The sequence below is a fragment of the Streptomyces sp. V4I23 genome (assembly GCF_030817975.1).
Taxonomy (GTDB): domain Bacteria; phylum Actinomycetota; class Actinomycetes; order Streptomycetales; family Streptomycetaceae; genus Streptomyces.
The window spans coordinates 7,868,196-7,892,732 of the sequence record NZ_JAUSZW010000004.1; the positions used below are offsets into that span (position 1 = coordinate 7,868,196).

Sequence of the window (24,537 nt, forward strand, 5' to 3'; positions counted from 1 at the left end):
TCAGGGGCTTGGCCGATCACAACAGGGAGACGGGATCTCATTGTGCCTGACGACAATGGCCTACAGGCTCCGGCCCCGGAGACTCGAGGCATGACACTTGTGACGATCCCCGCCGCCAGTTCCTGGGCGACGGCCGGTACGCCGGACGTGAGTACCCTCGCCGCGAAGGCGGCCCGTACCGCCGGGGTCACGATCCGTACTGCGCACGACGCAGCTGGTATCCGATCCGTGGCCGACTTCTTCGCTGATGTGTGGCAGACGCCGCGCGCCGCCCCGCCCTACCCCGCGGAGGTGCTGCACAGCCTGGTGCACGCCGGTGGCGCGGTGCATGCGGCGTACTCCGCCGGGCCGTCGGGCGAACGGCTCGCCGGGGCGGCGGTGGCGGTGTTCGGGCCACCCGCCGAGCGGGACGTGTACTCGTTCGTCGCGGCGGCGACCGCGTCCGGCCGGGGCGTCGGCCTTGCGGTCAAGCAGGCGCAGCGGCTGTGGGCGCTGGAGCGGGGCGCCACCACCATGCGCTGGACCTTCGACCCGCTGGTCAGCCGCAACGCCCGCTTCAACTTGGTCAAGCTGGGTGCCGTCGGCAGCGAGTACCTGGTCGACTTCTACGGGCCGATGAGCGACGGCGTGAACAACGGCGACGAGAGCGACCGGCTGACCATCATGTGGGACCTGGTGGCGGGGACCACGCGGACGGACGACCCCGCCCAGGGCCGCTCCGCCGCCGACGTCGTTCGCCGGGCACCGGACGGCGGCCCGCTCGCCCTGCGCGACGCGGACAGGCTGTGGTGCCGCGTGCCCGAGGACATCGTCGCGCTGCGCGCAGCCGACCCGGCGCTCGCACTCGATTGGCGGCACGCCGTGCGCGAGGTCTTCAGCGATGCGTACGCCGAGGGCCTGCGCGCGACGGCCATGTCTCGCGACGGCTGGTACCTGCTGACCCGCCCGTCCCCCGACCTCCCGTCGGTGGGGGCCGGCGCCAAGGCCACCGCCGCGACCTCTTCCGAGGCCACTTCCACGATCCCCTCCGATGCCGCTTCCGAGGAGCTGAAATGAAGCTCGAACGCGTCGAACTGCTCCACCTCGCCATCCCGCTCGTCACCCCGTTCCGTACCTCCTTCGGGACGATGACCAGCAAAGACACCTTCCTGCTGCACGCAGTGACCGACGAGGCCGAGGGCTGGTCCGAGTTCGCCGCCGACCCGGAACCGCTGTACTGCTCGGAGTTCGTCACCGGCGCCGAGATCGTCATCCGGGACTTCCTGCTGCCGCGCGTCGCCGCCCTGCCCGAGCCGACGACCGCGGCCGTCGCCCCCGCCATGGCCTCCGTCAAGGGCCACGAACTCGCCAAGGCCGCCCTTGAAACCGCCCTCCTGGACGCCGAACTGCGCGCCTGCGGGATGTCAATGGCGACCTTCCTCGGCTCGGTCCACGAACGGGTGCCCGCCGGGGTCTCGGTCGGCATCAAGAACTCCGTGCCCGAACTGCTCGACGACGTCGAGCGGTACCTCGCCGAGGGCTACATCCGCATCAAGCTGAAGATCGAGCCCGGCTGGGACGTCGAGCCGGTGCGCGCCGTGCGGGAACGCTTCGGCGGCGAACTCCCGCTCCAGGTCGACGCCAACACCGCCTACACGCTCGCCGACGCCGAGCACCTGCGAAAGCTCGACGACTTCGGGCTGCTGCTGATCGAGGAGCCGCTGGAGGAGAACAACCTCCACGCCCACGCCCAGCTCCAGAAGCGTCTGGCCACCCCGGTCTGCCTCGACGAGTCGATCCACTCCGCGCGCGACGCGGCGTCCGCGATCGCGATGGACGCCTGCCGGGTCGTCAACGTCAAACCGGCCCGCGTCGGCGGCTATCCGGAAGCCCGTCGCATCCACGACGTGGCCGCCGCCCACGGCGTGCCGGTGTGGTGCGGCGGAATGCTGGAGACGGGCATCGGCCGCGCCCCCAACCTGGCGCTCGCCGCCCTCCCGGGCTTCACCCTCCCCGGCGACACCTCCGCCTCCAGCCGGTACTTCGCCGAGGACATCACCCAACCGTTCGTCCTCCAGGACGGCCACCTGCCCGTACCCACCGCCCCGGGCATCGGCATCGACCCGCTGCCGGACGCGCTTGCCCGGTTCACGACGGCGACTCGGGAGTTGTACGCGGGACGGCAGTGATCAGGTGACGGTGGTGACGGGGCCGTGGGCGGGGCCGTGTGGCCACCAGCCGGTGGACGACGACGAGCTGATGGCGGCACCGGCTCCCGCAGCCCACTTCCTCACGCCTCCCCGAGCAGGGTGAAGGCGCCCTTCCGCAACTGCCCAACCGGGCGTACGTCCTCCGGAGCAGCTTCTGAGCGCTTTACAACTCACGGCTGTCCGGGACGTGCTGCTGACCTGCCCGGGCAGTCATGCTCTGTCCGGGACAGCTCAAGGTCGTGGACTGCACTCCTTTCACACCACCCTCGGGGTCGGTCGTGTGGTCGGGAGGACGCCGGCCACGATTAGGCGGGGGATTGCCGTGGCGCTCCGGGCGTGCCTGATGATCCAGATGCTGTCTTCGATGTCGCGGTAACCGGCTGAGTGGTCGCTGGCGTCGCCGACAAGGAGCAGGGCGAAGGGCGGTCCGGTGGCGGTGTAGTTCGCGGCCTGGGCGAGGTGGTCACGTTCGACGGGTTGCTGGGTCTTCCATCGCGTGGTGCGCAACTTGATCTCGGCGACGAAGCGGCTGCCGGGCTCCGGCGTGTAAATGACGTCGGCGCGACCGCTGGCGACGTCCCACTTATCCCGCTCCACGGTGCCCGGCGGGAGAGAGGACTGAGGTGGTGGTGGAAGTCGTCCTGGAGGCTCTTTTCATTCCAGGGGACGACGGTGCCATCGGTGTCCTTGCGCGCCGGCCCTAGGTAGGCGGTGCGCTCACCGTAGAGGTTGGCCTGGGCATCGAACCGGTCGTATTGGAAACGCAGGAAGTGCTCCAGCAGGGGGGTGAAGTAGTGGCTGTCGCTCGGCTTCCAGGCCGGGCTGGTCTTCAGGATGTCGAGCAGGGTCTCCAGGTGGGTGTCCACGCGGGCGTTGCCGGTGGGGGTGTAGCCCTTGGCGAGTTGGTGCGCGAGCTGCTCGAGCCGGTCGAGCTGGTGAGAGTCGAGGTCGTCGCGAAGGCCGGTGGCGTCAGATTGGAACAGCGCGGCAAGCGCGGGACGGCCCTCGAGGGATTTTCCCGGCACCCCCTCCTGCGCTGCCACTTCATCAGCCGATTTGCTGGCGCCGCTGGCGTACAGCGTCGTACAGCGTCTGGGCGTCCGGGTGGTCGGTGAACTGGGGGTCGTGAGCGAGGGCTTGCTCCAGTTGGTGCAGCAGGCCTTGGCTGCGCACGAACGGCGCCTCCACGGCCGGACTGATCAGTGCCGTGAGCCCCTGGGAGTCATTGGCGGGGGCGTGGATGCTGCGGCTGGCGAGGAAGATCTGCAGGAGGTCGTTCAGGGCCTCGGCGGGGTTGTACCAGCTGGGCTGGTCCAGGTGTGTCTGTGCGGCGTGGAGGGTGGTGACGAGCTTCGACCAGGCGCTTTGGGCCAGGCTGCGGGCGCTGAGCCAGTCGAGCTGGTGCATGCGGCCGGTCCAGGCGGCGAGGTGCGCGGCCGTGGTGTCCAGCTGGTCGGCTGCGTCGGTGAGTCGTTGCCGGGCGCTGTTGTCACCCGTCGGGTTCTGTTCGAGGTCGGCGAAGGCGAGGACGGCTTCGATGGCGGCGGCGTGGGCGCGGGCGTCCAGGCGGGCCTCATGGCTGCGGTCGAGCTCGGTGAACCGCATTAGGGCTCGCCGCAGCTGTTCCTCGGCGGTGATGCGGTCGGCGGCCTCCAGTGCGGTTCGCTCGTCGGCCAGGGCAAGTTCAAAGGTCGCATCGGCTCGGGTTGCCGGAGACAGGTCGGGCTGATTCTCCAGAGTGCTGAGGGTCGAGGAGGTGGTCGGTGTCGGCGAAGTGGTCGCGGGCGATGCCGATAGGACCGGCAGACGTTCCAGGGCATCGGCAGGCTCACTGCCGGTGATCTCGGTGAGCAGCGCGAGCAGACGGTGCGGGGAGCCTCCCCCTACCGCCAGGCGCAGCAGGCCCGCGATCGCCGGCTGGGCGAGGGCGGCGTCACAATCGCCGGCGAGCGCGTCCTCTGCGAGCGTGGCCAGATCTCGTACGGTCCGGTTACCCAGGCGGGCGGCCAGTTCCGGCTGGGTGCACACGACGTCGAGCGCGTCGGCGAGGACCCACGCCGAGTGAGGATGGCGCAGGCCCCGAGCCGCGGCCGCGAGCAGCGAAGCAGCCTGGTCGGCCGGGATGGTGTCAAGGCCGTGGGCCAGTGCGGTGAGGAGGTAGGGCAGTTGAGGGCCGGCGGCCAGCGTGTCCGCTTCAGCCGCGACGGTGTCTGCTCCGCCGAGGTCCTCCAGCCGGGGCCCGGCGTCCAGTTCTTCATCGCTCGCCCGGCTGGCCCACTCCTGGAGGGCCTGGTCCACGCTCGATCGCGGAACGCGGGTGGTCACCGGCGGACCGGTGGCCACCCGCGTGACCCGCGAGGCGCTCGGGCTACGCCTTGAAGACGCCCCGGTTGCAGCGCAGCGCCGCCACGACGACGGCGATGATGACCGCCGTGATGACGGCCGTCCCCACGACCGAGCCGGTGGCGGCGAAGATGCCGCCGAAGCCGGCCACGCCCAGCGCCGCACCCATCGCGAGGGCCGTCTCCTGGAGGGCCGCGGCGCGCGCGACGTCCTTCGGCGGGACGCTGCCCAGCAGGTAGGCGTCGCCGGAGGCCATGGAGACGCCGACGCCGAGGCCGATCAGGAAACTGGCGGGCCACAGGCCGACGAAGGCGGCCACGATGAGGCCGACGGCGCAGGTGGCCAGGCTGACCTGGAGCATGTGCACCGCGGTGAAGCGAGCCTGGAGCTTGTGGAACGCGAACCCGCCGAGGGAGACCCACAGGGCCAGGACCGAAACCGGCACGATCGACAGGAGCGAGTCGGCCTCCGCGCTGAACAGGAAGACCGATCCCGTGTAGCTGGCGGAACTCACGACGAGCGCAAGGGAGGGCGCGCCGAGCCGGGAGAAGCTGAGCATCCGTACGTCGATAAGCGGGTCGCGCGAGCGGAGCTGCCGCGTGCAGAAGACCGCCAGGACCAGGCAGCCCGCGACCGTCGCGAGGAGGCGCCCGAACGCGGCGCCATGGCTCTGCAGACCGGCCACGAAGAGTCCGAAGCCCACGAAAGCGAGGGCGGAGGAGGCGACGTCGACCTTGGTCGACGAGGCCTGTCCCAGAGTGATGCCGCGCAGCAGCGCGGTGGCGAGCACCCCGCACACCAGGGCGACGGCGGCGGGCAGCCAGAAGAGCATCGTGTAGGCGTCCATGCCGACGAACGCCCGGCCGATCAGAGGTCCTGCACCGGCTCCGATGGCGTACGTGGTGATCCACAGGGAGTAGCCGAGAGTGCGCTCCGACGTCTCGGGCAGTCCACCGATGACCGAGGCGACGCTGGAGACGATCAGCGCGTAGCCGAAGCCTTGGATGAACCGGCTCCCTGTCCACATCGTCGCCGAGTCCAGCAGTGCGGGACTCGCCCCCGCGAGGGCGAAGACGAAAAGGCCGGTCGCCAGCGTCACACCGGGACCCAGGCGTGCGCCCAGACGCGAGCCGAGGACGACGCAGGAGGCGAGGGCGATCGTGTACCCGTCGATGAACCACAGGCGCCATGAGTCGGTCAGGACCGGCAGGTCGTAGGCGATGGAGTTGAACAGCGTGGAGTCCACACCGCCCAGGAACATGGGGACCAGCAGCAGCAGGAAGAGGACCTTCTTCGACACGGCGGTGGACCGCGCTGGAGCAAGGACAGTTCCGGTCATGGCAGACCTCGTCTCAGTTGGCTTTCTTCGGCGAGCGCAGCAGGAGGAGGACCCTTGCGACGACGCCCGGCAGGACTGCTAAATCCGCAGTCGGTCTTCTCTCTCCGAGCCCGGTGGGACGTGCGTGCGCCGCGCGGTGGGCCGCAGGGCACTCAGGGCTGGTTTTCGAGGGCGCCATGAAGTCTCCGAGTCGAAAAGTGAACCCCCTAAGACGGTTCTACCAGGCCGTGATTCCTACGGCAACCGGCCAAGCCGGTTCCACGCTCCTGCCTGGGGCGCCGCGCGAGTAACGCGTCGGAGGCCGACCCCGCGGCGGACCGGCGGCCGCAACTACGCAAGCCGGGCCCCGGCCCGTGCGGCGCCCGGAGAGGGGGCGCCACGGCCGGGGCCAGCACGGCCTCACCTGTACGGCGACGGGCGCGGGTGCCCTACACGCCCCGCGGGTAGGGGAATTCGCGGTTGCTGAGGTACTGCGGACGCGGCGCGTCCGCAGCGTAGGGTGCCCCCAGCGTGTTCTCCACGCTGTTGTAGACGATGAAGATGTTCGAGCGCGCGAACGGCGAGAGGTTCCCGTTGGAGCCGTGCAGCAGGTTGGAGTCGAACATCACCGCGGAGCCGGCGGGACCCGTGATCTGCTCGATCCCGTGCTCCTCCGCCATGCGCGTCAGGTGCTTGCGGTCCGGGGAGCCGACGCTGGGGGCGGCCACGCGGAGCGACTCCTTGTGGTAGTCCTGCGGGGTGGCCCCGACCGTGGGGACGAACGTCTTGTGGGTGCCGGGCATGACCATGAGCGGGCCGTTGAACGGGTGGTTCTCGGTGAGGGAGATCGAGACGCTGAACGCGCGCGGCCGGGGCATGCCGTCCTCGGAGTGCCAGGTCTCGAAGTCGGAGTGCCAGTGGAACGGGGCGCCGCCGAACCCCGGCTTGTAGTTGACCCGGCTCTGGTGGATGTAGACCTCGGAGTCGAGTACCTGGCGGGCGATGTTCATGAGCCGGGGCGACCGGAGCAGCTCGGCGAAGATCTCGCTGACCTTCTCGACCTCGAAGACGGAACGGACCTCGTCGGACTCCGGTTCCAGGATGACGCGCTCGCTCGCGCGCAGCGCCGGGTCCTCGCCGAGGCGCCGGAGTTCGGAGAGGTAGAGGTCCACCTCCTGCGCGGAGAGCAGGTCGTCGAGGACCAGGTAGCCGTTGGACTCGTACTGCTTGAGCTGCTCGCCGTCGAGCGGGCCCGGAGCCTCCCCCCACACCGACGGGTCCGTCCGCGGCTTGGGAACGGCCTCACCGAGGACTCGGGTCGGATACAGGTCGGGGCGCTGAGCGACAGTCATGTACTGTTCTCCTTTTCAGGGGAGCGGCGGCTTTTTCTGCCCGTATAGGAGCGCAATTCATCGGCTCGCGGGGCGAGGTGCCGGAATTCCAAGACCTTTTTCTCGCGGCTCATCGGTCCGTCCTCCGGCCCTTTCGATACTGCAAGCTCGCAGAGAGTAAAGAAAGGGTCTTCGAGTGTCCTGAATCGTCCTTGGCCTAATCAGGACCGCGAAGTGCACCGTCCGTCCACGGAGACGCGGACGCGGGGTGCCGTGCCCTCCAGCAGCGCGGAACCACCTGGAGCAGTTCTCTTGCTTGTCCTCGACATGGCAACCGGCTAAGGTGGTTCCATGTCCGTCAAGCGATTCCCCGAGTTCCGTCTCGGCAAGGTGCTGGCGACCAGCTTCACGGCGACCCTCACCGAACGCTGCGGTGAACCCGTCGAACGCATTCCCGTCCCCGATCGGCTGGTCGACTGGTTGGCGGTCAACGGGCTCAAGGTCGTTTCGTGCAGCGATTCCCAGCTGGAGCATGCTCGGCAACTGCGTGAAGCGATCCACGAAGCCGCCACCGCCGTCGCGACGCAGGTCCCCCCTCCCGCCGCAGCCATCCAGGTCATCAACGACTGCAGTACGGGCGGCCAGGCCTCGGCGGTCCTTTCGCCCCGAGGCGAACAGGAGTGGTACCTGGGTTCCGCCTCCGTCGAGGACGCCCTCAGCGTGATCGCCGCCGACGCGGTCGACATCGTCTCGGGCGCGCGCGAGGGGAGGATGGCGTTGTGCGCGTCCCCGACGTGTCGGGCCGCCTTCTTCGACACCAGTCGGGGCGCCACGCGCAGATGGTGCGAGATGAACACCTGCGGGAACCGCGAGAAGAAGGCACGTTTCCTCGCCAACAAGCGCCAGGACCCGAGCCGCGCCGGCTGAAGTCGCACCGGGCGCCGTTCTACGCCGACGCCCTCCTGCCTCCTGGCCGTCCCTCCCTGTCAGGGAGGTGCCCGACCCAGTCGCACGGTGGCCGGAGCGCCCCGTGTTCGACCGTCGCAAGCGAGTAGCCGCGCCATCGTCGCTCATCCCGACCGCGTCCAACACCAGGACTTGCCTCGTGCGTTGGAAGCGGCCCGCGCCGCAGTGTGCTGCTCGCAAGTTCGGAATGCTGCCGCTCGACAACCGTCGGGCGCTGTAGACGACGAGGACAGGGCGTCGTTGCCACCAGGCTCCCGCACCCCCTCGTCCCGCCACCGCACGCAGGTGCAGAGAGGGAAGTACATGCTGGACGTTCTGAAAATCGACGCCACCGCGGAAGTGGTCTACCGCGAGATGCTGGCGCATCCGCAGGAGGGCGTGGCCGAGCTGGTGCGCCGGCTCGAACTGACCGAGCAGGACGTACGGGCAGCACTCGACACCCTCGGCGAGATGGCCCTGGTGCGGCACTCCCTCGAAGACCCTCAGAGCTTCCACGTCGTGGAACCTCACCTCGCCGCGGAGATCCTGCTCGCCAGGGAACGGGCCGACCTCGCGGCCCAGCAGCAGCGCGTGCAGGAGGTCCAGGCCGCCGCCTTACAGCTCAAGTCGGAGTTCACCCAGGAGAGTCCCAAGGACGAGGTGCACCGCCTGACCGGGGTCGACTCCGTACGCGACTACCTGGCGGCGCTTCACAACGAGGTCCAGGACGAGCTGCTGACCTTCGCCCCGGGCGGAGCGCAGACGGAGGCCAACCTGCGCAGCTCGCGCCCGATCGCGGACGCCCTGCTTGCGCGAGGGGTGCAGATGCGCACCGTGTACCTGGACAGCGTCCGCAACGATCCCCTCACGGTCGCGCACGCGGACTGGCTCGTCGAACGGGGCGGCCGCATACGCACCGCGCCTTCGCTGCCGAACCGCCTGATCATCTGCGACAAGAAGATCGCCATCGTCGCCGTCGACTCAGACGACACCTCGGCCGGGGCGGTGGTCCTCCGGACGGCTGGAGTAGTGTCGTCCCTGTACGCCCTTTTCGAGAACATTTGGCAGGCCGCCCAACCCATGGGAGAGAGCGCCCAGTCGAGTGACGAACAGGGCCTCAGTCCGCAACAACTGGAAGCCCTGAGGCTGTTGTCCCTCGGGCACACCGACGACTACGTTGCGGCGCGGCTGGGCGTGTCAGGCCGCACGGCACGCCGAATCGCCACGAAGCTCATGGGCCACCTCGGCGCGCGAAGCCGGTTCCAGGCCGGCCTGCACGCGGCTGCTAGGGGCCTCATCCGGCCGTGACGGCCCGTACGTCGCCGATCGACAAGCAGTCGAAAGGGAATGGCCATTCGGACAGGACACCCCACTCATGTACCTCGTACAGCTCACCCTTGCACCCTCGGGCGATGCCCACCCACCCGCTGAGATCAAGCAGGCGCTCCACGACGCGGCGCCGGACGTCGTCGACCACGTCACCGTTCACACGCAGACGCGGCCCCACCTTGTCGTCAGCCTCTTCCTCCGCGCCGCCTCCCTGGACGAGGCCGAGGCGGCGGCGAAGCGGATCTGGCAGCACGCGACCACCAGCTGCAGCCCTCTGGCCGCCTGGTCCCTGCGGCGGGCCGAAGTGCCCCTCCACCCCTACGACGTGGAGTGAGCCCGGCTCCTCTCGACGCCCGTCCCACGCGCCGCCGCTGCCCGCGCCCGGGCGGTGCGTGGGACCTGCATGCACATTTTTGCGTGTCCCAAACGGTCCAGCCCGGAGAATGTCGCGATCGCCGTGGCCCTTTGGCCGGATGACTAATCCGACCGCAGTCCTGAACAGGTCAGGACCCATTTAGGCCAACCGTCCGCCCTTCCCTCGCCGCTGCGAACATCGCAGACTCGTTATCGCCGGACAGCAAACCAGCGAGAGGCGAGTCATGAAAGAGCGAATGTTCATCTCCGATAGCTCACCGGTGGAGAGGGGAATTCCTTGCCTCTCACCCGAAGACGACGGCGGGTGGCAGTGACCGTATGACGACCTCGAAGAACAGTGTCCAGGGAAATTCGATGGCGGATCTCGCCGAGAAGTACGGCACCCCGCTGTTCGTCTACGACGCGGACGTCCTCGCGGACACGTACCGCACGTTGCGCGGCCTGCTCCCCGCCGGCGCCGACATCTTCTACTCGCTCAAGGCGAACCCGAACATCAGCGTCTGCGCCCTGCTGAACTCGTTCGGTACGGGAGCCGAGGTCTCCTCCTACGCCGAACTGGCCACCGCCCTGCGGGCGGGAGTCGACCCTGGCGACATTATCTTCCTCGGCCCCGGCAAGGACGAGAGGGAGCTCACCGCGTGCGTCGAAGCCGACATTCACGCGATTGTCTGCGAGTCACTGGACGAACTCGACCTGCTCGACTCGCTGTTGGCAGCGGCAGGACGTGACGACTTCCCGGTGCTCCTCCGGGTGAACCCGGCCTTCGGCAGCAAGGGGTCCGGGCTGGCCATGGGCGGTAAACCCCGGCAGTTCGGCATCGATGAAGCCGAACTGCGCGGTTCCAAGTACCGCCTCGCGGCCCTCCGCAACGTCCGAGTGAAGGGCGTGCACGCGTACATGGGGACGCGGTTTCTTAACCACGAGGACGTCGTCGAGAACACCCGGCGCATCCTCGCCACCGCGGAGGACCTGGCCGGACAGCTCGGTTTCCCTCTGGAGACCGTCGACTTCGGCGGCGGACTCGGCGTCGCCTACTTCGAGAACGAGGAGGACCTGGACCTCGATGCGCTGGGCGCCGGCCTCGCGGAGGTCATCACCCCCTTCTCGGTGCGCAACCCAGACTGCCGGATGATCATGGAACTGGGCCGCTTCCTCACCGCCACGGCCGGGACGTACGTCGTCCGCGCCCGCTACGTGAAGGAGTCCATGGGAGAGAGCTTCGTGGTGGCCGACGGCGGCACGAACCACCACATGGCAGCCGTCGGCGTCGGCAGCTTCGTCAAGCGCAACTTCCCGGTCCGCCACCTGGAAAACCGGGCCGCCGGAGCCTCGCGCCCCTACAGCGTGACCGGACCCCTGTGCACGCCCAACGACGTCGTGGCCAAGAAGGTCCGCCTGCCGGAAGTACGGCCGGGAGACCTGCTCGCGGTGGAGCGGTCCGGAGCCTACGGGCCGACCGCCTCACCCGGCCTCTTCCTGAGCCACGGCTTCCCGGCCGAGGTGCTCGTCCACGGCGGGCGCGCCCACCTCATCCGGGAGCGCGACACGACGGAGGACCTGCTGGCGAAGCAGCGCCTCGTCGATCTCCGCGCCGCGTCCGCCTGAACACGTGATCCGTATGGACACCTGATCCGAACGAGAACCTGATCCGAATGAGAACCGCAGCGAAGCAAGCTGCGCGAGTCGGACTGGACGTACTCGACCGCTCCGAACTCCGCCGCCTCATCGAACGACCCTGGTTCTTGCGCTTCAGTTTCGCCCCGGAGGAAATAGCCCACGCCGAGACCCTCGGCGAAGATCGCCGCCTGGAATTCCTGGCCGGTCGGTTCGCCGCCAAAGAGGCCCTCCTCAAAGTCCTGAGAATCGGTTTCCTACAAGGTGTGACGCCACGGGAGATTTACGTGGAACACACCGCGCACGGCGCCCCTGTCGTCCACCTCCGCGGACGAGCCGCGCAACTGACCCCGTCATCCGTCTCGGTCTCCATCACTCATAAGCAGAACGTCGTGGCCGCCGTCGCCATCAGCCTCCCCGAGGCCCTTGGTGCGACCGCCGACGACCCCACCGGCGAAGCAGCCGGAAACGGACGAACCGAACCCACTGCACCGAAGGAGCTTGACGCCGTGCCGCCGCCGAACACTCCCGTGACCGCGACCATCGGGACCAGTACCCGCGACGAGCGAGAAGCACAGACCACCGCCTTCCTCCGCGTACGCGTCGGCCAGGAAGAGGCTCACTACGGGGGCAATCTCGTCGACGGTGCGCGCATCTTGCGCCTGTTCGGCGACCTCGTCACCGAGATCACCATCCGCACGGACGGCGACGAAGGACTGCTGGCCCAGTACAGCGACATCCGCTTCACCGCACCCGTGAGGCCTGGCGACTACATCGAGGCGCGCGCACGGCTGGTGCGCCAGACTCGACTGCGCCGCGTGGTCGAGCTGGAGGCGCACAAGGTCATCCGCGCCAGCCCCGAAGAGGCCGACAGCGCCGGCGAGGTCCTCGACGAGCCTCAACTCGTGTGCGCTGCGACCGCCACCACCGTTGTACCCCACCGCCGGGCACACACGGCGACCGCCCGCACCCCCACGGCCGAGGAGGCCTGATGCCCCGCACTCCGCAGCTCCTGCACGAGATACTGGACCGAGCCGCCGACCGCGATCCGGAGTCGGCCGCACTGAGCTCACGCGATCGCGGCCTCACCTACCGGGAATTCGCCACCGCCACCACCGCCATGGCCGCCCGCCTGCGGCGCGAGGGCCTGCGGCGCGGCGACCGGATCATCGTCACCGCCTCCGACGGCATCGGCATCGCCATCCTGGTCTACGCCGCCTCGCGCGTCGGCGCCGTCTTCAGCGTGCTCCACGAGCAAGTACGCGGCGGGCCGCTGGAACACGTCCTGCGCGACTGCGAGCCCGCGCTGCTGGTCTCCGACGACCTCGACGCCGGACGGACCGCCGCCGAGCACGGCGTCCGCTCCCTCGTGCTCGACGAGCTCGTGCGCACGGCACTCGACGCGGACATCGCCGAGGCCGCTCCCCCCGCCGGCCCGAACGCCCTAGGCGTGGACCCTGTCAGCCTGATCTACACCTCGGGCACCACCTCCCTGCCCAAGGCCGTGGTCAGCACCCACCAGCAGGTGCTATTCGCCGCCACCGCGATCCAGGAGTGCCTGGAGTACCGCAGCGACGACGTCGTCTACTGCCCGCTCCCGCTCTCCTTCGACTACGGCCTCTACCAGGTCTACCTCGCGGCCCTCAGCGGCGCCCGACTCCACCTGGCCACGGTGGCCGAGGTCGGCCCCCCGCTGCTGCGCAGCCTGGAGGAGGCGGGCGCCACCGTCCTGCCCTCCATGCCTTCCGTCTCGGACCGACTCGCCTGGCTGCTCAGCCGCAGCAGCGGGGGGCCGAGCCGCCTACGCCTGCTCACCAACACTGGTGCGGCGCTCTCCGAGCCCACCATGACCGCGCTGCGCGCCGCCCTGCCCCACCTGCGAATCCAGGTGATGTACGGCCTCACCGAGTGCAAGCGCACGGCGATCATGCCCCCCGATGGGGACCTGGACCACCCGGGCTCCTGCGGGCTGCCGCTGCCAGGCACCGAGGTCTTCATCGTCGACGACGACGGAGACCGGCTGCCCGCGGGAGAGATCGGCCAGATCGTCGTCCGCGGACCCAACGTCATGGCCGGGTACTGGCGTCGCCCCGAGCTGACCGACGAGCGCTTCCCGCGCACGGAGGGGCTGTTCCCCGAGCTGCACACCGGCGACTACGGCTGGCAGGACAAGGACGGCTACCTCTACTTCTCCGGCCGCAGGGACGACCTCTACAAGGAGCGCGGGTTCCGCCTCAGCACCACCGAGGTCGAGGCCGCCGCGACCCGGGTCGACGGAGTGACCTCTGCCGCCGTACTGCCTCCCGAGGGCAAGCGGACCGCACTCCTCGCCGTCGTCGCGGACCTCACCGCCGGCCAGGTGCGCGAGGGCATGCGGGACCACATCGAACCCTTCAAGATCCCGCGCCGCTGCGTCCGCCTCGACGCCCTGCCCACCAACGGCAACGGCAAGGTCGACCGCAAGAAGCTGGCCGCCTTGATCGAACAGGACCCGCCCGCCTCGGTCACCACAGAGGCCCTCCAAGCGCGCCTGGCCCACTGACCCCTGTACGCCCCACCAGAGCAACGCCCGAGAACGACAACCACCCGACACACGTGAGGAACTGACCATGGACCGCCAGCACGTCGTCACCGCCCTCGAGAACGCCCTCACCGACGTCCTGGAGCGCCCCGTCACCGGTCTCACCGGCGACGTGAAGCTCTTCGCCGACCTGCACCTGGACTCCACCACCATGCTCGAGATGCTCATGTTCCTCGAGGACTCCATCGGCCTGGTCGTCGACCCGGAGGAGCTGGACGCGGACGACTTCGTCTCCGTGGACACCTTCACCGACTTCGTCCTCGCCACACAGGGCGAGCAGGTCGCGGCATGACGCTCACTCAGCCCGACCTCAGCGTCTTCACGACCCTGGAGTCCGAGGTACGCAGCTACTGCCGCAGCTGGCCCACCGTGTTCAACCGCGCGCAAGGTAGCCGGATTTACGACGAGGACGGGCACGAGTACCTCGACTTCTTCGCCGGGGCCGGTTCCCTCAACTACGGCCACAACAATCCCGTGCTCAAGCGCACTCTGCTCGACTACCTGGAGCACGACGGCGTCACCCACGGGCTGGACATGTCCACCACGGCCAAGCGCGCGTTCCTCGAGTACTTCCAGAACACGGTGCTGCGCCCGCGGGACCTGCCCTACAAGGTCATGTTCCCGGGCCCGACCGGCACCAACGCCGTCGAGGCCGCCCTCAAGCTGGCACGCAAGGTCAAGGGCCGCGAGTCGATCGTGTCGTTCACGAACGCCTTCCACGGCATGTCGCTCGGCTCGCTCGCCGTGACCGGCAACGCCTTCAAGCGGGCCGGCGCCGGCATCCCGCTGGTACACGGTACCCCCATGCCGTTCGACAACTACCTCGACGGCAGGACCCCGGACTTCATCTGGTTCGAGCGGCTCCTGGAGGACCAGGGCTCGGGCCTGAACCAGCCGGCCGCCGTCATCGTCGAGACGGTCCAGGGCGAGGGCGGCATCAACGTCGCCCGCGCCGAGTGGCTGCACGCCCTCGCCCAGCTCTGCCGCCGGCACGACATGCTGCTCATCGTCGACGACATCCAGATGGGCTGCGGCCGCACCGGCGCCTTCTTCTCCTTCGAGGAGGCGGGCATCACGCCGGACATCGTCACCGTCTCCAAGTCCATCAGCGGCTACGGACTGCCCATGTCGCTCTGCCTGTTCCGAGCGGAGCTCGACGTGTGGGAGCCGGGCGAGCACAACGGCACCTTCCGCGGCAACAACCCGGCCTTCGTCACCGCGACCGCCGCCCTCAACACCTACTGGAGCGACGACACGCTGGAGCGGCAGACCCTGGCGCACGCCCAGACCATCGAGGCCGCGCTCCACGACACCGCCGCACACCACAGCGGATCGGCCTACCGCGGCCGTGGGATGGCCTGGGGCCTGGAGCTCGCCGACCCTTGGCACGCGGGGCGCGCCGCACGCCGCGCCTTCGAACTCGGGCTCCTCGTGGAGACCTCCGGGGCCCACGACGATGTCTTGAAGCTGCTGCCCCCGCTCACCCTCACCACCGACGACCTCGACGAGGGACTGCGCACCGTGCAGCGCGCGGTCTACGAAACGGCGTGACCGCGCCCGCCACCGACATGAGAGACACACGAGAGAAAGGCCCGACCCGACATGACGATCACCATGCCCACTGCAGCCTCCACGGAGCCGAACACTGCCGAGAAGAAGCGGGCCGTCTTCCGCGCACCGGTCCCTCAGGACGGACCCGCCGTGTGGAAGATGGTCGAGGACACTCCCGGCCTGGACTCCAACAGCCTCTACTACTACTCGCTGTGGTTCCGGGACTTCGCCGACGGCTCGCTGGTCGCGACGGTGGACGACGAACTCGTCGGCTTCCTCACGGGCTACCGCCGCCCCGAGGAGCCCGAGACCTACTTCGTGTGGCAGACCGCCGTCAACCCGCGCCACGGCATCCCGTTCCTCGGCGTCAAGCTCTTCCAGGAGGCGGCCGACCAGCAGGTTGCCAACGGCGCCCGGTACGTCGAGGCCACTGTCTCCGCCGAGAACAAGGCGATCATCATGGTGCTGAAGCAGTACGCGAAGAAGCACTTGGCCCCCGTCGAGACCCGCGTGCTCTTCCCTAGCTCCCTCTTCGCCGACAGCGAGGGCCACCACGACGAGGTCCTGTACCGCATCGGCCCGCTGACCGCCGGCTGAACCGGGCCGCCCGTCACTGGTCCGAGCAGCACCGCATCCGACGACTGGGAGCCGACCGCCATGGCCACGCAACCCACGACACTGCACCTCGACATCAGCAACGCCCACTTCCGCATGGACTCCGAGGAGGTGCGGAAGGCACGAGACGCCCACTGGTACGCACGTACGGATTGGGGCATCGCCGTCCTGCGCTACGAGGACAGCAGCGCCCTCCTGAAGAGCCCCCTGTTGACGCAAGGATCGGCCAAGTGGCCCGCTCAGCACGGGGTCGTCGAAGGACGCTTCGACGAGTGGTGGCAGAAGACCCTGCTGGTGCTGGAGGGCGGCGAGCACAACAGGATTCGCCGCCTGGTGAACCCCGCCTTCTCGCCTCGCCGGATAGCGCCCCTGCACGCGAAGTTCCAGGACCTGGCGGACGGCCTGGTGGACGAGTGGATCGAGGACGGGCGCACCGAGTTCGCGAGCCGGTTCGCCGCACCGTACGCGACCAGGATTCTGTGCGTGATGCTGGGCATCGACGAGAACGACTGGAAGAAGATCCACGAACTCGCCTCTACGATCGGCCTCGGCCTCGGCATCACCATCCAGGAGAACATCGCCCGGATCGACCAGGCCATCGTCGAGCTAACCGAGTACGCCGAGTCCCTGGTCCGCAGCCGCAGGGAGTCCCCCAAGGGCGACATCCTGAGCACCCTCGTGGACGCGAGGGACGAGGACGCGGGCAAGCTTTCCGACGAGGAGCTCATCAACCTCATCATCCTGTTGATCTTCGCGGGCATCGACACGACCCGGAACCAACTGGCCCTGAGCGTCGAGGCGTTCTCCAAGCAGCCCGACCAGTGGGAGAAGCTGGCATCGGACCCCGAGCGCTACTCCGCCGCGGCGGTCGAGGAGGCGCTGCGCGTCAACCCGATCGGCCGCTGGATCTCGCGCGAAGCGGCGGAGACGTTCCAGTACAAGGAGCGCACGATCGAGAAGGGGACCACGCTCCACCTCTTCACCATGACGTCGGCCACCGACCCGGCCGCGTTCGACGACCCTGACCGCATCGACCTCGACGCCGAGCGCTCCCCGCACTTCGCGTTCGGCGGCGGACTGCACCACTGCCTTGGGCACTTCGTCGCCCGTGCGGACATCGGCGTGGCCCTCTCGACGCTGGCCACGCGGCTGACCGACCTGCGCGTGGGGGAGGACGCCGAGTGGCTGCCCGACTCCGGCAACACGGGGGCGGTTGCGCTGCCCATCACGTTCACCTCGCGTTCCTAAACCGCGCTTCCGATCGGAGGAGACCATGAAGATCACTGTTGACGAGGTCAAGTGCCAGAACCACGGCCTGTGCGCCATCTCGGCGCCGGATCACTTCGAGCTCGACGCCGACGGGAAGCTGGCGTACCAGGAGACGTTCGACGAGGAAAGCCTCGACGCGATCGAGGACGCCATCGACTCGTGCCCCTTGCAGGCGATCGTCATGGACCGTGACGCCGCATGACTGGCGCAGCGCCGCGCATCGGCATCGTCGGCTCCGGCATAGCCGGCCTGCGGGCGGCCCAATCGGTCCTCACTTGCGAAACCGGTGCCAGGATCACCGTCTTCGGGGACGAGGCCCACCGCACGTACAGCCGGCCGGGTCTCACGAAGAAGCGCTACCCGCCGTCGGCCGACCTCAGAGCGGCCATCACCGAGGACCTGAGGGTCAAGGGGGCCGAGACCAGCGCGCTCGACTGGCACCTCGGCACCCGCGTCGAGGTGGCGGACCTGCGCGGCAGGGTCCTGCACCTGAGCACCGGCGGAACGTTCGCCTACGACGGCCTGGTAGTCGCCTCGGGAGTACGCCCGCGGACCGCCGCCCGCGACGACGAGGAGTGCGCCTCGCACGCGCACAGGACGCTGCGCGGCCTGGACGACGCGCACTCCATCCACCAGGAGCTCCATAGGAGAGAGGTGGTGACGATCGCGGGCGCCGGGTTCGTCGCGTGCGAACTGGCCTCGTTGGCCAAGGAGTACGGCTGCGACGTGGTCATGCTCGAAGCGATGAGGCACGGGCCCTTCGAGAACATCCTGGGCGAGGACGTCGCGCGAGCGCTCGGACGCTGGGTCACCGCGAACGGCGTCACCCTGCTGACAGGCGAGGCGGCGAAGGAGCTCCTCTGCGACCGCTCGGGAAGGCGCTCCGGAGGCGGACACTCGGCGTCGCCTCCCGGGGCGGCGTCCGAACGACCGCTCTTCATCGAGGCCATCGGCAGCGTTCCCAACGTGGAATGGCTGGACGGGAACGGCCTGGACCTGTCTGACGGGGTACGGGTCGACGAGTATATGCGCGTACTGGGGTGCGAGGGCGTTTTCGCAGCCGGCGACATCGCCCGCTATCCCGACCCGTGGGGCACAGAAAGACTAACCCGCATGGAATTCTGGAAAAATGCGATTGACACCGGCAATATCGCCGGGAAGGCGCTAGCGTCGTCTCTGGGATACGGATCGATGATGACCCGGATCGCGTACTTCCCCAGCATGGCTACCGAAGTATTCGGACTTCGCATCCAGATCGCGGGGAACCCCAGGAACGCGGACTCCATGGAGATCGTTCGCGGCGACCTCGAACGCCCCGGTGACGGAGTCCTCGTCACGTACCTGCAGGAGAGCGCGATCGTCGGGGCGGCCTACCTGGACAAAGGGGCCCAGTTCAACCGCCTCTACATCGAGCTCCTGAAGTCGCTGAAAACGCGCTAGCCCTATCGACCTCACCTCATTTGTCATAGCGCCAAGAATTCGAGAACGATCAGGAGGAACATCATGCAGGTTCGTAGGATTTCGGAGATCGAAGGTACTGACCGCGATGTCACGGCGGCGAGCGGCGCGTGGCGCAGCAAGCGCATCCTGCTGGCTTCGGATGGATTCGGGTACTCGGTTTCCGAGACCGTCGTGTACGCCGGAACCGAGACCGACATCTGCTACGCGAACCACGTGGAAGCCGTCTTCTGCATCTCCGGGAAGATGATTCTGGTCGACCGCGACGAGAACGAGGAACACGTCATCACGCCCGGCACCCTCCACATCCTGGACGACGCCGACAACCACACGATCAAGCCGATCGAGGACAGCACGTTCCTGTGCATCTTCACCCCGGCCCTCACCGGCCGTGAGGACCACGACGAGAACGGGGTCTATCCGCTGCTGACGGACGAGGTGGTGGAGGCCAAGTAGGCCGCGCCGCGACCCCGCGCACCCCTGGAGTCCTCGCCAGGCCACTGGCGGGGACTCGGCGTCACCGCGTCCGGGACGGCCCCGGCGGCGGGTTGCCCCAGGACGGGCCGGGTAGGTGCGCACGATCATGGATCTGCCAGAAGGGAATCTACAGTGAAAGTCCTGTGGCTCACCGCCCACCCCGAACCCCGTTCCCTGAACGGCTCCTTGTACCGCGACGGTGTCCAACACCTCCTGGACCAGGGGCACGAGGTGCGCACCAGCGACCTGTACGCGATGAAGTTCGACCCGGTCGTCAGGGCCAGTGACTTCTCCCACCCCGACGGCGAGCGGCTCGTCGTCGGCAGCGCGGCCCAGCAGGCCTTCGAACGGGGTGCGTTGTCCCCTGACATCGCCGTCGAGCACGACAAGTTGTCCTGGGCGGACACGCTCGTCGTGCAGTTCCCGTTGTGGTGGTACGGAATGCCGGCCATCCTCAAGGGCTGGTTCGACCGCGTCTTCGTCGGCGGGTTCGCCTTCGGCGTCCGCGACGCCCGGGGGCGCCAAGTGCGCTACGGCGAGGGGGCGCTCGCGAGTAAGCGCGCGATGGTCGTCGTCAGTGCCGGTGCTCGGGAGGCGAGCCTCGGCCCTCGCGGCGTCAACGGTGAGCTCAACGACCTGCTCTTCCCTCTCCAGCACGGCACGCTGTGGTACGCAGGGATCGAGGTCCTGCCCCCGCTGCTCGTCCACGGAGCCGACCGTGTGGACGAGGCCGCGTACGCCTTCCACGCGAACGTCCTGCGCCAGCGTCTCGAGGACCTTCCGTACACCGGACCGCTGCCGTTCCGCCACCAGAACGGCGGCGACTACGACGAGGACCTGGTCCTGCGCCCCGAACTCAACCCGCACGCCACAGGGACCGCCGCCCACTACCGCACTGAGAGCTGACGACGAGGCCGTCCTCGTCAGTCGCCGTGGAAGAACAGAGCGAGCGCCTAGCCTCCCTGTTTCGCTTCGCGTGGCTGAGCTGATCGGATTGTGGTGAAGCGGGGGTGTTGGTTGCTCGTGGCCGGGTGGGCATGGCCGGGGCCCGACGCGCGGGTCGGGTTCTCCAGGGTTCCTTGGGGCGTGGGTGGTCAGGGGCGGTGCTGCGGTTCAGGTGGCCGGCCGTGGCAGGGCCGTGAGGCGGGCGAATGCGCTGGTCAGCTCGTTTCTCCAGGGCCAGGTTGCGGAGATCCGCAGGTGCAGGCGGCGACCGCCGCGGGTGATGCGGGCGGCTGCGTGCAGTAGCCGGTAGCGGAGCTTCTTCGGCTCGGCGGCGGCCAGTTCGCCTTCCAGCAGCAGAGTGCGCATCCAGGCAAGCAGGTCGAGGGCGGTCAGGGACAGCTCCAGCCACGCTTGGTTGATGGCGAAGTGGCGGGAGGGGAAGCGGCCGAAGCCGGTGGTCTTGCCGCAGCGGATGCGGTCCTCGACGCGGGCATGCGCCCGGTGGCGTACTTCCAGATGCTGCAAGGAGCCTTCGCCGTAGGGGGTGTCTGTGAGGAAGACCTGGTGGCGCATGCCTTCGTCGAGGTCGAACAGGGACAGTTGGGCGCCGGGGTGCGGGCGCTCACGCCGCACGATGATCCGCGTGCCGTCGGGGTAGCCGTCCAGGTCCACCAGGCCCGTCAGCTCGGCGACCTCCGCGCCAGTGCGCAGGGAGCCGTCCTGCTCCAGCGCGGGATGCCAGACGTGATCGGGCAGGGCGCGGATCGCGCGGCGGACCGGTTCGGTGACGGGATAGCCGACCGAGAAGAAGGTGTGGATGCCGCGGGAGCGCAGGGCGCGTATGTGGTGCAGGAATGCCTTGGCGCCTCCGGCGCTGTCGGTGCGGATGAGGATGGGGGTGCCGTGGCGGTGGTCGTCGGGGATCTGGACCAGGGCCTGCTCGAGGACGGCGATGTGATCGACGGCGGTGTTGGCCCCGGCGTTGCCCGGCCGCAGTACTCCGGCCAGGGCTTCTCCGGTGTTGTCCAGGAAGCACAGCAGCGGGTGGTAGCCGAAGCCGCGTTTATAGGTGGCAGCCGCATGCTCCTTCTCGGAGTGGCAGGTGATCAGGGTGGCGTCGACGTCCAGGACCAGGCCCGCAAGATCGCGTTCGCCCGCGTGGGCCGCGAGTATCCCAGGGCCGGTGTCGGCGGCCTGCATTCAGGCGACTTCGCGGGCGGTGGCACGGGCCGCCCGCAGTGCCGCGAGGGCGGCAGGATCGATGCCGGCCAGCAGCCGCCAGGCGGTCGGAGTGGAGGCCACCGGACCGAACACCTCGGCCTGATCGCGCAGTAGAGCCAGGTCCGTGATGGCCTCGCCGCCGTCGGCGAGCATCACCGCCAGATCCACCGCGATCATGCCCGGACTGTGTCCCGTCCCGCGTGGCCGCAGTCGGCGCAGCGCGTTGGTGAACGCGACGGTCAGGCTGGTGGCATCGGCGAGATCGGCCAGCAGACGGGACCCTGCATGGCTGACCACCCCGCGCCCGTCGGACGAGACGACGAGCTTGGGGCGCGACCCGGTAGTGTGCACGCAGAAAGTGCCTTCCTGCTGGAACGACGGAGACCTTAGACAAGCCTCATCGTCCCAGCTCAGAAGGCACTTTCGCGTTCCCGCTCAAGATCCGGACACCGTGGCAAGTGAAACGCGCAGGCTAAGCGTTGTCCGATAAGGGATCTTCGGTAGCTGCGTTTGGTCCAGTGGCACTGCACCCGCCATGCGCTCTGCTCGTAGCCATGACGCCTCAGGCGCACTGGGGGAGTCAGGATGATGGACGTAGGGCGAAGCAAGGCCGAGGACGTCGTCGCATGGCCAGGGGCGCCGTCAGAGAGGAGCGGAAGCCAGCCTGACTGAGAATATTCGCCCGCTGCTTCCCTGGAGTCCTTACGGACCTGTGCCGTCGCCGCGCAGGACCAGCCGGCGCCGGAGCGCCGGTGGCATTCGCCCCCGCACTCAGTCGTCGTCCTCACCAGGGGCGGCCCGGGTGTCGGCGTACGTGCCCACCCACACGCCTGGCTCGCCCGGCACGCGCCAGGCGGTCGACGGGCCGGAGGTGCGCCACCGGGCGCCGATCTCCTCGATCGCGGCAAGCGCCGTGGTTTCGTCGGCGGCCGCCACCTCGATGACGACAAGTCCTGGTTCGCTGATGTGCAGGTCCTCGAAGGGCTTCATGCTGTGACCGAGGCAAGCGCTCCGGCCGTGGTTCCGGCCGGAGCCGTCTCTCACCCGAACGGGGCGAGGCGAATGTTCCATGAGACGGCGCCGGCGCGTCGTGGACGATGGTCTCCTCGCAGGGGCCGTCGGCGAAGACCTTCAGCCCTTCGAGCTTGGTGGCGTCGAATCTGCAACGGCGTCATCAGCGTGGTCCGCGCCCTGCCAGCCTCCGCCATCGGCGGTCCAACGCCGTTGGCCGGAAGACTCCGTTCCCCCCAGGCACCGCCGCCGGGGACACGCAGTAGTGCACCGCGTTGGTGGCGAGCAGGGCGCGCCAGCCCCGAAGTTGGAATCAGGAAGTGACGACGTAGCAGGTGTAGGCGCCCGTCACAGTCGTGTCTGTCCGGCCGCTGCCGGTTGTGGACTGCTCTTCGGACCTGCCGGTGACGGCCCATTCGACCCCGCGGCGGCTGTCGGCGAACCACTCCTTGGGGGCAGATGCCGCCTCGCGCTCGCACTCTTCACGGGCGTAGTCGAGGCCGCTCTTGACCGCTGTCTTCCCGGGCACGGTCCGGTCCACGGCGACCTGGGCGAACACCCTCATGTCGTGCGGCTTCCCGCAGCCGACGGGACGCACGACGGCCGGGGTGCCGATGGCCGCTTCCGTTGCGGCGCACTGCCCGCCCTTCAGCGTGCCCTTGAGGGCGAGCACCTTCGTGGCGTCATCGACTCGCACGCCGTCCTCGCCGGGCGCCGGGTGCGCATAGGGGTCGCCGAACGCCGTGACCTGGTACGACGCCTGCAGACCGGTGACACCGATCAGGTCCATCTCCCGCAGGAGCGGGTCGAGGTCGGCAGTGACCTTGGCCAGACGCCCTTCGGTATCCAGCGTGACCGTCATGGCGACGGGCTCCGTTCCCATGCCGGCCTTCGCGGTGGCCCGGGCCCTCCACAGCAGCAGCTCGGCCGCGATCTCGGGGAGCACGGTGACCCGGTAGATGCGATTGCCGTCCGCGTCGCGCTCCGGTTCCTCGCGGGGGACCGTGCGCGTGAACGGCAGAGACGTTCGGACGAGATGCCCACTGATCGGCAGGATCGCTGGCGGCCCTACTGGACGCTGTCGTACACAGAGTCCGGCCACGGCTCGCGGAGCCCTGCCCACGGGTCGTGATCGCCGTGGGTGACGTCCTCCGCAACCGCGTCGGCGAAGTCGTTCGGGTCCGGTTGCGGGGGCTGGGGGTAGCGGGAAGTGTCCTGGCCCCAGGCGGCGAGTCGGTCGATGGCGTACCAGCGGTAGGGGGTGTCCCGGGCGGCGAGTTCGTGAACTACGTCGGTCAGGGCGGGGACGTGGCGGGTCAGTGCCGGGTCGGCGAGCAGAGGCAGGATCGCAAAGAGGGCGGCGTCGCGGACCTGCTGTTCACTGTCGCCGAGGAACGGGTGCACCGCGTCGTAGAGGACGGGACGGGTCGCAAGGAAGGCCTCGATGTCTTCCTGCCTGCCAGGCGGCCACTCGGGCGGATAGTCCGTGTCCTGGGCGGTGTCCCCGAGCCAGCCGAGCAGACGTACCCGCAGCAAGGACAGCTGCTCGCCGTGCTGGTCGATCTCCCACGGCCTCTGGCTCGTGACCATCGCCAGCGTCCGCGGATCGCCCAGGATCGCTGCGACGAACAACGCGGCCGGCGCCGTGGCGCTGTAGAAAGTTCCCTGATGCGTCACCGCGCCGTACAAATCCCGCACCGCCGTGCCCTGGACACGCGGATCATCATCAAGCAGCTGCCGAAGGATCACCGGCGTCATCGGCGCCACGTTCGGGCAGCAGTGCTCCACGGCATTCCAGTCCGTCCGCAACAACAGCGCGCGCACGTCCACGAAACCCGCGCTCCCACCCTCATTCGTCATGCGGCGAGCGTGACAGGTACCTCCAACATGCCGGCTCTGTGGCCGTAGAGCCGGGACACCGTTTTTCGAAGACTTGCGCTGCCAATGCGGGGAATAGCGCACGGT

The 24,537-nt window shown here is 68.8% G+C and carries 23 protein-coding genes and 1 pseudogene; 16 read left to right on the forward strand and 8 right to left on the reverse strand.

Annotation, left to right across the window (positions count from 1 at the left end; genetic code table 11):
* Positions 1–90: 90 nt before the first annotated feature.
* Complete coding sequence (locus tag QFZ82_RS38335; RefSeq protein ID WP_307717501.1) at positions 91–1,056, forward strand: chorismate synthase; 966 nt, start codon at positions 91–93, stop codon at positions 1,054–1,056.
* Complete coding sequence (gene menC, locus QFZ82_RS38340) at positions 1,053–2,168, forward strand: o-succinylbenzoate synthase (protein ID WP_307717502.1); 1,116 nt, start codon at positions 1,053–1,055, stop codon at positions 2,166–2,168. Before QFZ82_RS38335 ends, menC begins: the two co-directional genes overlap by 4 nt.
* Positions 2,169–2,444: 276 nt before the next feature.
* On the opposite strand, the gene QFZ82_RS38345 is transcribed toward menC, so the two are convergent.
* The 4 genes from QFZ82_RS38345 to thpD form a co-directional block, all read right to left on the reverse strand.
* Positions 2,445–2,786, reverse strand: coding sequence for a hypothetical protein (locus QFZ82_RS38345; protein ID WP_307717503.1), 342 nt, complete (start codon positions 2,784–2,786; stop codon positions 2,445–2,447).
* A 450-nt stretch (positions 2,787–3,236) separates the two neighbouring features.
* Positions 3,237–4,514, reverse strand: coding sequence for a hypothetical protein (locus QFZ82_RS38350; RefSeq protein ID WP_307717504.1), 1,278 nt, complete (start codon positions 4,512–4,514; stop codon positions 3,237–3,239).
* 43 nt (positions 4,515–4,557) lie between these two features.
* Positions 4,558–5,871 (reverse strand): MFS transporter, encoded by a 1,314-nt coding sequence (locus QFZ82_RS38355; protein ID WP_307717505.1) that lies wholly within the window; start codon positions 5,869–5,871, stop codon positions 4,558–4,560.
* Between the two features lie 428 nt (positions 5,872–6,299).
* Positions 6,300–7,202, reverse strand: coding sequence for an ectoine hydroxylase (thpD, locus tag QFZ82_RS38360; protein WP_307717506.1), 903 nt, complete (start codon positions 7,200–7,202; stop codon positions 6,300–6,302).
* Positions 7,203–7,532: 330 nt separating this feature from the next.
* On the opposite strand from thpD, the gene QFZ82_RS38365 reads away from it, so the two are divergent.
* The 14 genes from QFZ82_RS38365 to QFZ82_RS38430 all read left to right on the forward strand — a co-directional run bounded on the left by QFZ82_RS38365 (position 7,533) and on the right by QFZ82_RS38430 (position 20,301).
* Positions 7,533–8,108 carry a CGNR zinc finger domain-containing protein gene (locus QFZ82_RS38365; RefSeq protein ID WP_307717507.1) on the forward strand — a complete coding sequence of 192 codons (576 nt, stop codon included), beginning with the start codon at positions 7,533–7,535 and terminating at the stop codon, positions 8,106–8,108.
* Between the two features lie 342 nt (positions 8,109–8,450).
* Entirely contained in the window at positions 8,451–9,434 is a 984-nt protein-coding gene (locus QFZ82_RS38370) for a LuxR family transcriptional regulator (RefSeq protein WP_307717508.1), read from the forward strand.
* A 67-nt stretch (positions 9,435–9,501) separates the two neighbouring features.
* Positions 9,502–9,789: a hypothetical protein gene (locus tag QFZ82_RS38375; protein ID WP_046914743.1), complete on the forward strand. Its 288-nt coding sequence runs from the start codon at positions 9,502–9,504 to the stop codon at positions 9,787–9,789.
* A 395-nt stretch (positions 9,790–10,184) separates the two neighbouring features.
* Positions 10,185–11,435 (forward strand): diaminopimelate decarboxylase, encoded by a 1,251-nt coding sequence (locus QFZ82_RS38380; protein WP_307717509.1) that lies wholly within the window; start codon positions 10,185–10,187, stop codon positions 11,433–11,435.
* A 47-nt stretch (positions 11,436–11,482) separates the two neighbouring features.
* Positions 11,483–12,436 carry a 4'-phosphopantetheinyl transferase superfamily protein gene (locus QFZ82_RS38385; protein ID WP_307717510.1) on the forward strand — a complete coding sequence of 318 codons (954 nt, stop codon included), beginning with the start codon at positions 11,483–11,485 and terminating at the stop codon, positions 12,434–12,436.
* Entirely contained in the window at positions 12,436–13,986 is a 1,551-nt protein-coding gene (locus QFZ82_RS38390) for a class I adenylate-forming enzyme family protein (protein ID WP_307717511.1), read from the forward strand. Before QFZ82_RS38385 ends, QFZ82_RS38390 begins: the two co-directional genes overlap by 1 nt.
* Before the next feature lie 67 nt (positions 13,987–14,053).
* The gene (locus QFZ82_RS38395) at positions 14,054–14,317 is read left to right on the forward strand and encodes an acyl carrier protein (RefSeq protein WP_099918042.1); all 264 of its coding nucleotides are present in this window, start codon (positions 14,054–14,056) and stop codon (positions 14,315–14,317) included.
* Positions 14,314–15,576 carry a diaminobutyrate--2-oxoglutarate transaminase gene (ectB, locus tag QFZ82_RS38400; RefSeq protein ID WP_307717512.1) on the forward strand — a complete coding sequence of 421 codons (1,263 nt, stop codon included), beginning with the start codon at positions 14,314–14,316 and terminating at the stop codon, positions 15,574–15,576. The genes QFZ82_RS38395 and ectB overlap by 4 nt, the downstream gene beginning before the upstream one ends.
* 63 nt (positions 15,577–15,639) lie before the next feature.
* Positions 15,640–16,173 (forward strand): diaminobutyrate acetyltransferase, encoded by a 534-nt coding sequence (ectA, locus tag QFZ82_RS38405; RefSeq protein ID WP_107069182.1) that lies wholly within the window; start codon positions 15,640–15,642, stop codon positions 16,171–16,173.
* A 60-nt stretch (positions 16,174–16,233) separates the two neighbouring features.
* Positions 16,234–17,439, forward strand: coding sequence for a cytochrome P450 (locus QFZ82_RS38410; RefSeq protein ID WP_307717513.1), 1,206 nt, complete (start codon positions 16,234–16,236; stop codon positions 17,437–17,439).
* A 25-nt stretch (positions 17,440–17,464) separates the two neighbouring features.
* Positions 17,465–17,662: a ferredoxin gene (locus QFZ82_RS38415; RefSeq protein ID WP_040029662.1), complete on the forward strand. Its 198-nt coding sequence runs from the start codon at positions 17,465–17,467 to the stop codon at positions 17,660–17,662.
* The gene (locus QFZ82_RS38420; protein ID WP_307717514.1) at positions 17,659–18,900 is read left to right on the forward strand and encodes an NAD(P)/FAD-dependent oxidoreductase; all 1,242 of its coding nucleotides are present in this window, start codon (positions 17,659–17,661) and stop codon (positions 18,898–18,900) included. The genes QFZ82_RS38415 and QFZ82_RS38420 overlap by 4 nt, the downstream gene beginning before the upstream one ends.
* A 63-nt stretch (positions 18,901–18,963) precedes the next feature.
* A complete protein-coding gene (locus QFZ82_RS38425) occupies positions 18,964–19,374 on the forward strand; it encodes an ectoine synthase (protein WP_255918540.1) in 411 nt (136 codons plus the stop codon).
* Between the two features lie 153 nt (positions 19,375–19,527).
* Positions 19,528–20,301, forward strand: coding sequence for an NAD(P)H-dependent oxidoreductase (locus QFZ82_RS38430; protein ID WP_307717515.1), 774 nt, complete (start codon positions 19,528–19,530; stop codon positions 20,299–20,301).
* Positions 20,302–20,508: 207 nt separating this feature from the next.
* Here QFZ82_RS38430 and QFZ82_RS38435 read toward each other — a convergent pair.
* The 4 genes and pseudogenes from QFZ82_RS38435 to QFZ82_RS38450 all read right to left on the reverse strand — a co-directional run bounded on the left by QFZ82_RS38435 (position 20,509) and on the right by QFZ82_RS38450 (position 24,432).
* A pseudogene (locus QFZ82_RS38435) lies at positions 20,509–21,912 on the reverse strand (IS1380 family transposase).
* Between the two features lie 420 nt (positions 21,913–22,332).
* Positions 22,333–22,551: a DUF6207 family protein gene (locus QFZ82_RS38440; RefSeq protein ID WP_307717516.1), complete on the reverse strand. Its 219-nt coding sequence runs from the start codon at positions 22,549–22,551 to the stop codon at positions 22,333–22,335.
* Positions 22,552–22,885: 334 nt separating this feature from the next.
* Positions 22,886–23,518, reverse strand: coding sequence for a hypothetical protein (locus QFZ82_RS38445; protein WP_307717517.1), 633 nt, complete (start codon positions 23,516–23,518; stop codon positions 22,886–22,888).
* Between the two features lie 122 nt (positions 23,519–23,640).
* The gene (locus tag QFZ82_RS38450) at positions 23,641–24,432 is read right to left on the reverse strand and encodes a hypothetical protein (RefSeq protein ID WP_307717518.1); all 792 of its coding nucleotides are present in this window, start codon (positions 24,430–24,432) and stop codon (positions 23,641–23,643) included.
* Positions 24,433–24,537 lie beyond the last annotated feature (105 nt).

Coding starts and splice junctions, on each gene's coding strand:
- QFZ82_RS38335 (WP_307717501.1), top strand. CDS start 91: ATGACACTTGTGACGATCCCCGCCGCCAGTTCCTGGGCGACGGCCGGT.
- QFZ82_RS38440 (WP_307717516.1), bottom strand. CDS start 22,551: ATGAAGCCCTTCGAGGACCTGCACATCAGCGAACCAGGACTTGTCGTC.
- QFZ82_RS38425 (WP_255918540.1), top strand. CDS start 18,964: ATGCAGGTTCGTAGGATTTCGGAGATCGAAGGTACTGACCGCGATGTC.
- QFZ82_RS38380 (WP_307717509.1), top strand. CDS start 10,185: ATGGCGGATCTCGCCGAGAAGTACGGCACCCCGCTGTTCGTCTACGAC.
- QFZ82_RS38385 (WP_307717510.1), top strand. CDS start 11,483: ATGAGAACCGCAGCGAAGCAAGCTGCGCGAGTCGGACTGGACGTACTC.
- QFZ82_RS38420 (WP_307717514.1), top strand. CDS start 17,659: ATGACTGGCGCAGCGCCGCGCATCGGCATCGTCGGCTCCGGCATAGCC.
- menC (WP_307717502.1), top strand. CDS start 1,053: ATGAAGCTCGAACGCGTCGAACTGCTCCACCTCGCCATCCCGCTCGTC.
- QFZ82_RS38365 (WP_307717507.1), top strand. CDS start 7,533: ATGTCCGTCAAGCGATTCCCCGAGTTCCGTCTCGGCAAGGTGCTGGCG.
- QFZ82_RS38370 (WP_307717508.1), top strand. CDS start 8,451: ATGCTGGACGTTCTGAAAATCGACGCCACCGCGGAAGTGGTCTACCGC.
- QFZ82_RS38355 (WP_307717505.1), bottom strand. CDS start 5,871: ATGACCGGAACTGTCCTTGCTCCAGCGCGGTCCACCGCCGTGTCGAAG.
- thpD (WP_307717506.1), bottom strand. CDS start 7,202: ATGACTGTCGCTCAGCGCCCCGACCTGTATCCGACCCGAGTCCTCGGT.
- QFZ82_RS38410 (WP_307717513.1), top strand. CDS start 16,234: ATGGCCACGCAACCCACGACACTGCACCTCGACATCAGCAACGCCCAC.
- ectA (WP_107069182.1), top strand. CDS start 15,640: ATGCCCACTGCAGCCTCCACGGAGCCGAACACTGCCGAGAAGAAGCGG.
- QFZ82_RS38390 (WP_307717511.1), top strand. CDS start 12,436: ATGCCCCGCACTCCGCAGCTCCTGCACGAGATACTGGACCGAGCCGCC.
- QFZ82_RS38395 (WP_099918042.1), top strand. CDS start 14,054: ATGGACCGCCAGCACGTCGTCACCGCCCTCGAGAACGCCCTCACCGAC.
- QFZ82_RS38415 (WP_040029662.1), top strand. CDS start 17,465: ATGAAGATCACTGTTGACGAGGTCAAGTGCCAGAACCACGGCCTGTGC.
- ectB (WP_307717512.1), top strand. CDS start 14,314: ATGACGCTCACTCAGCCCGACCTCAGCGTCTTCACGACCCTGGAGTCC.
- QFZ82_RS38450 (WP_307717518.1), bottom strand. CDS start 24,432: ATGACGAATGAGGGTGGGAGCGCGGGTTTCGTGGACGTGCGCGCGCTG.
- QFZ82_RS38375 (WP_046914743.1), top strand. CDS start 9,502: ATGTACCTCGTACAGCTCACCCTTGCACCCTCGGGCGATGCCCACCCA.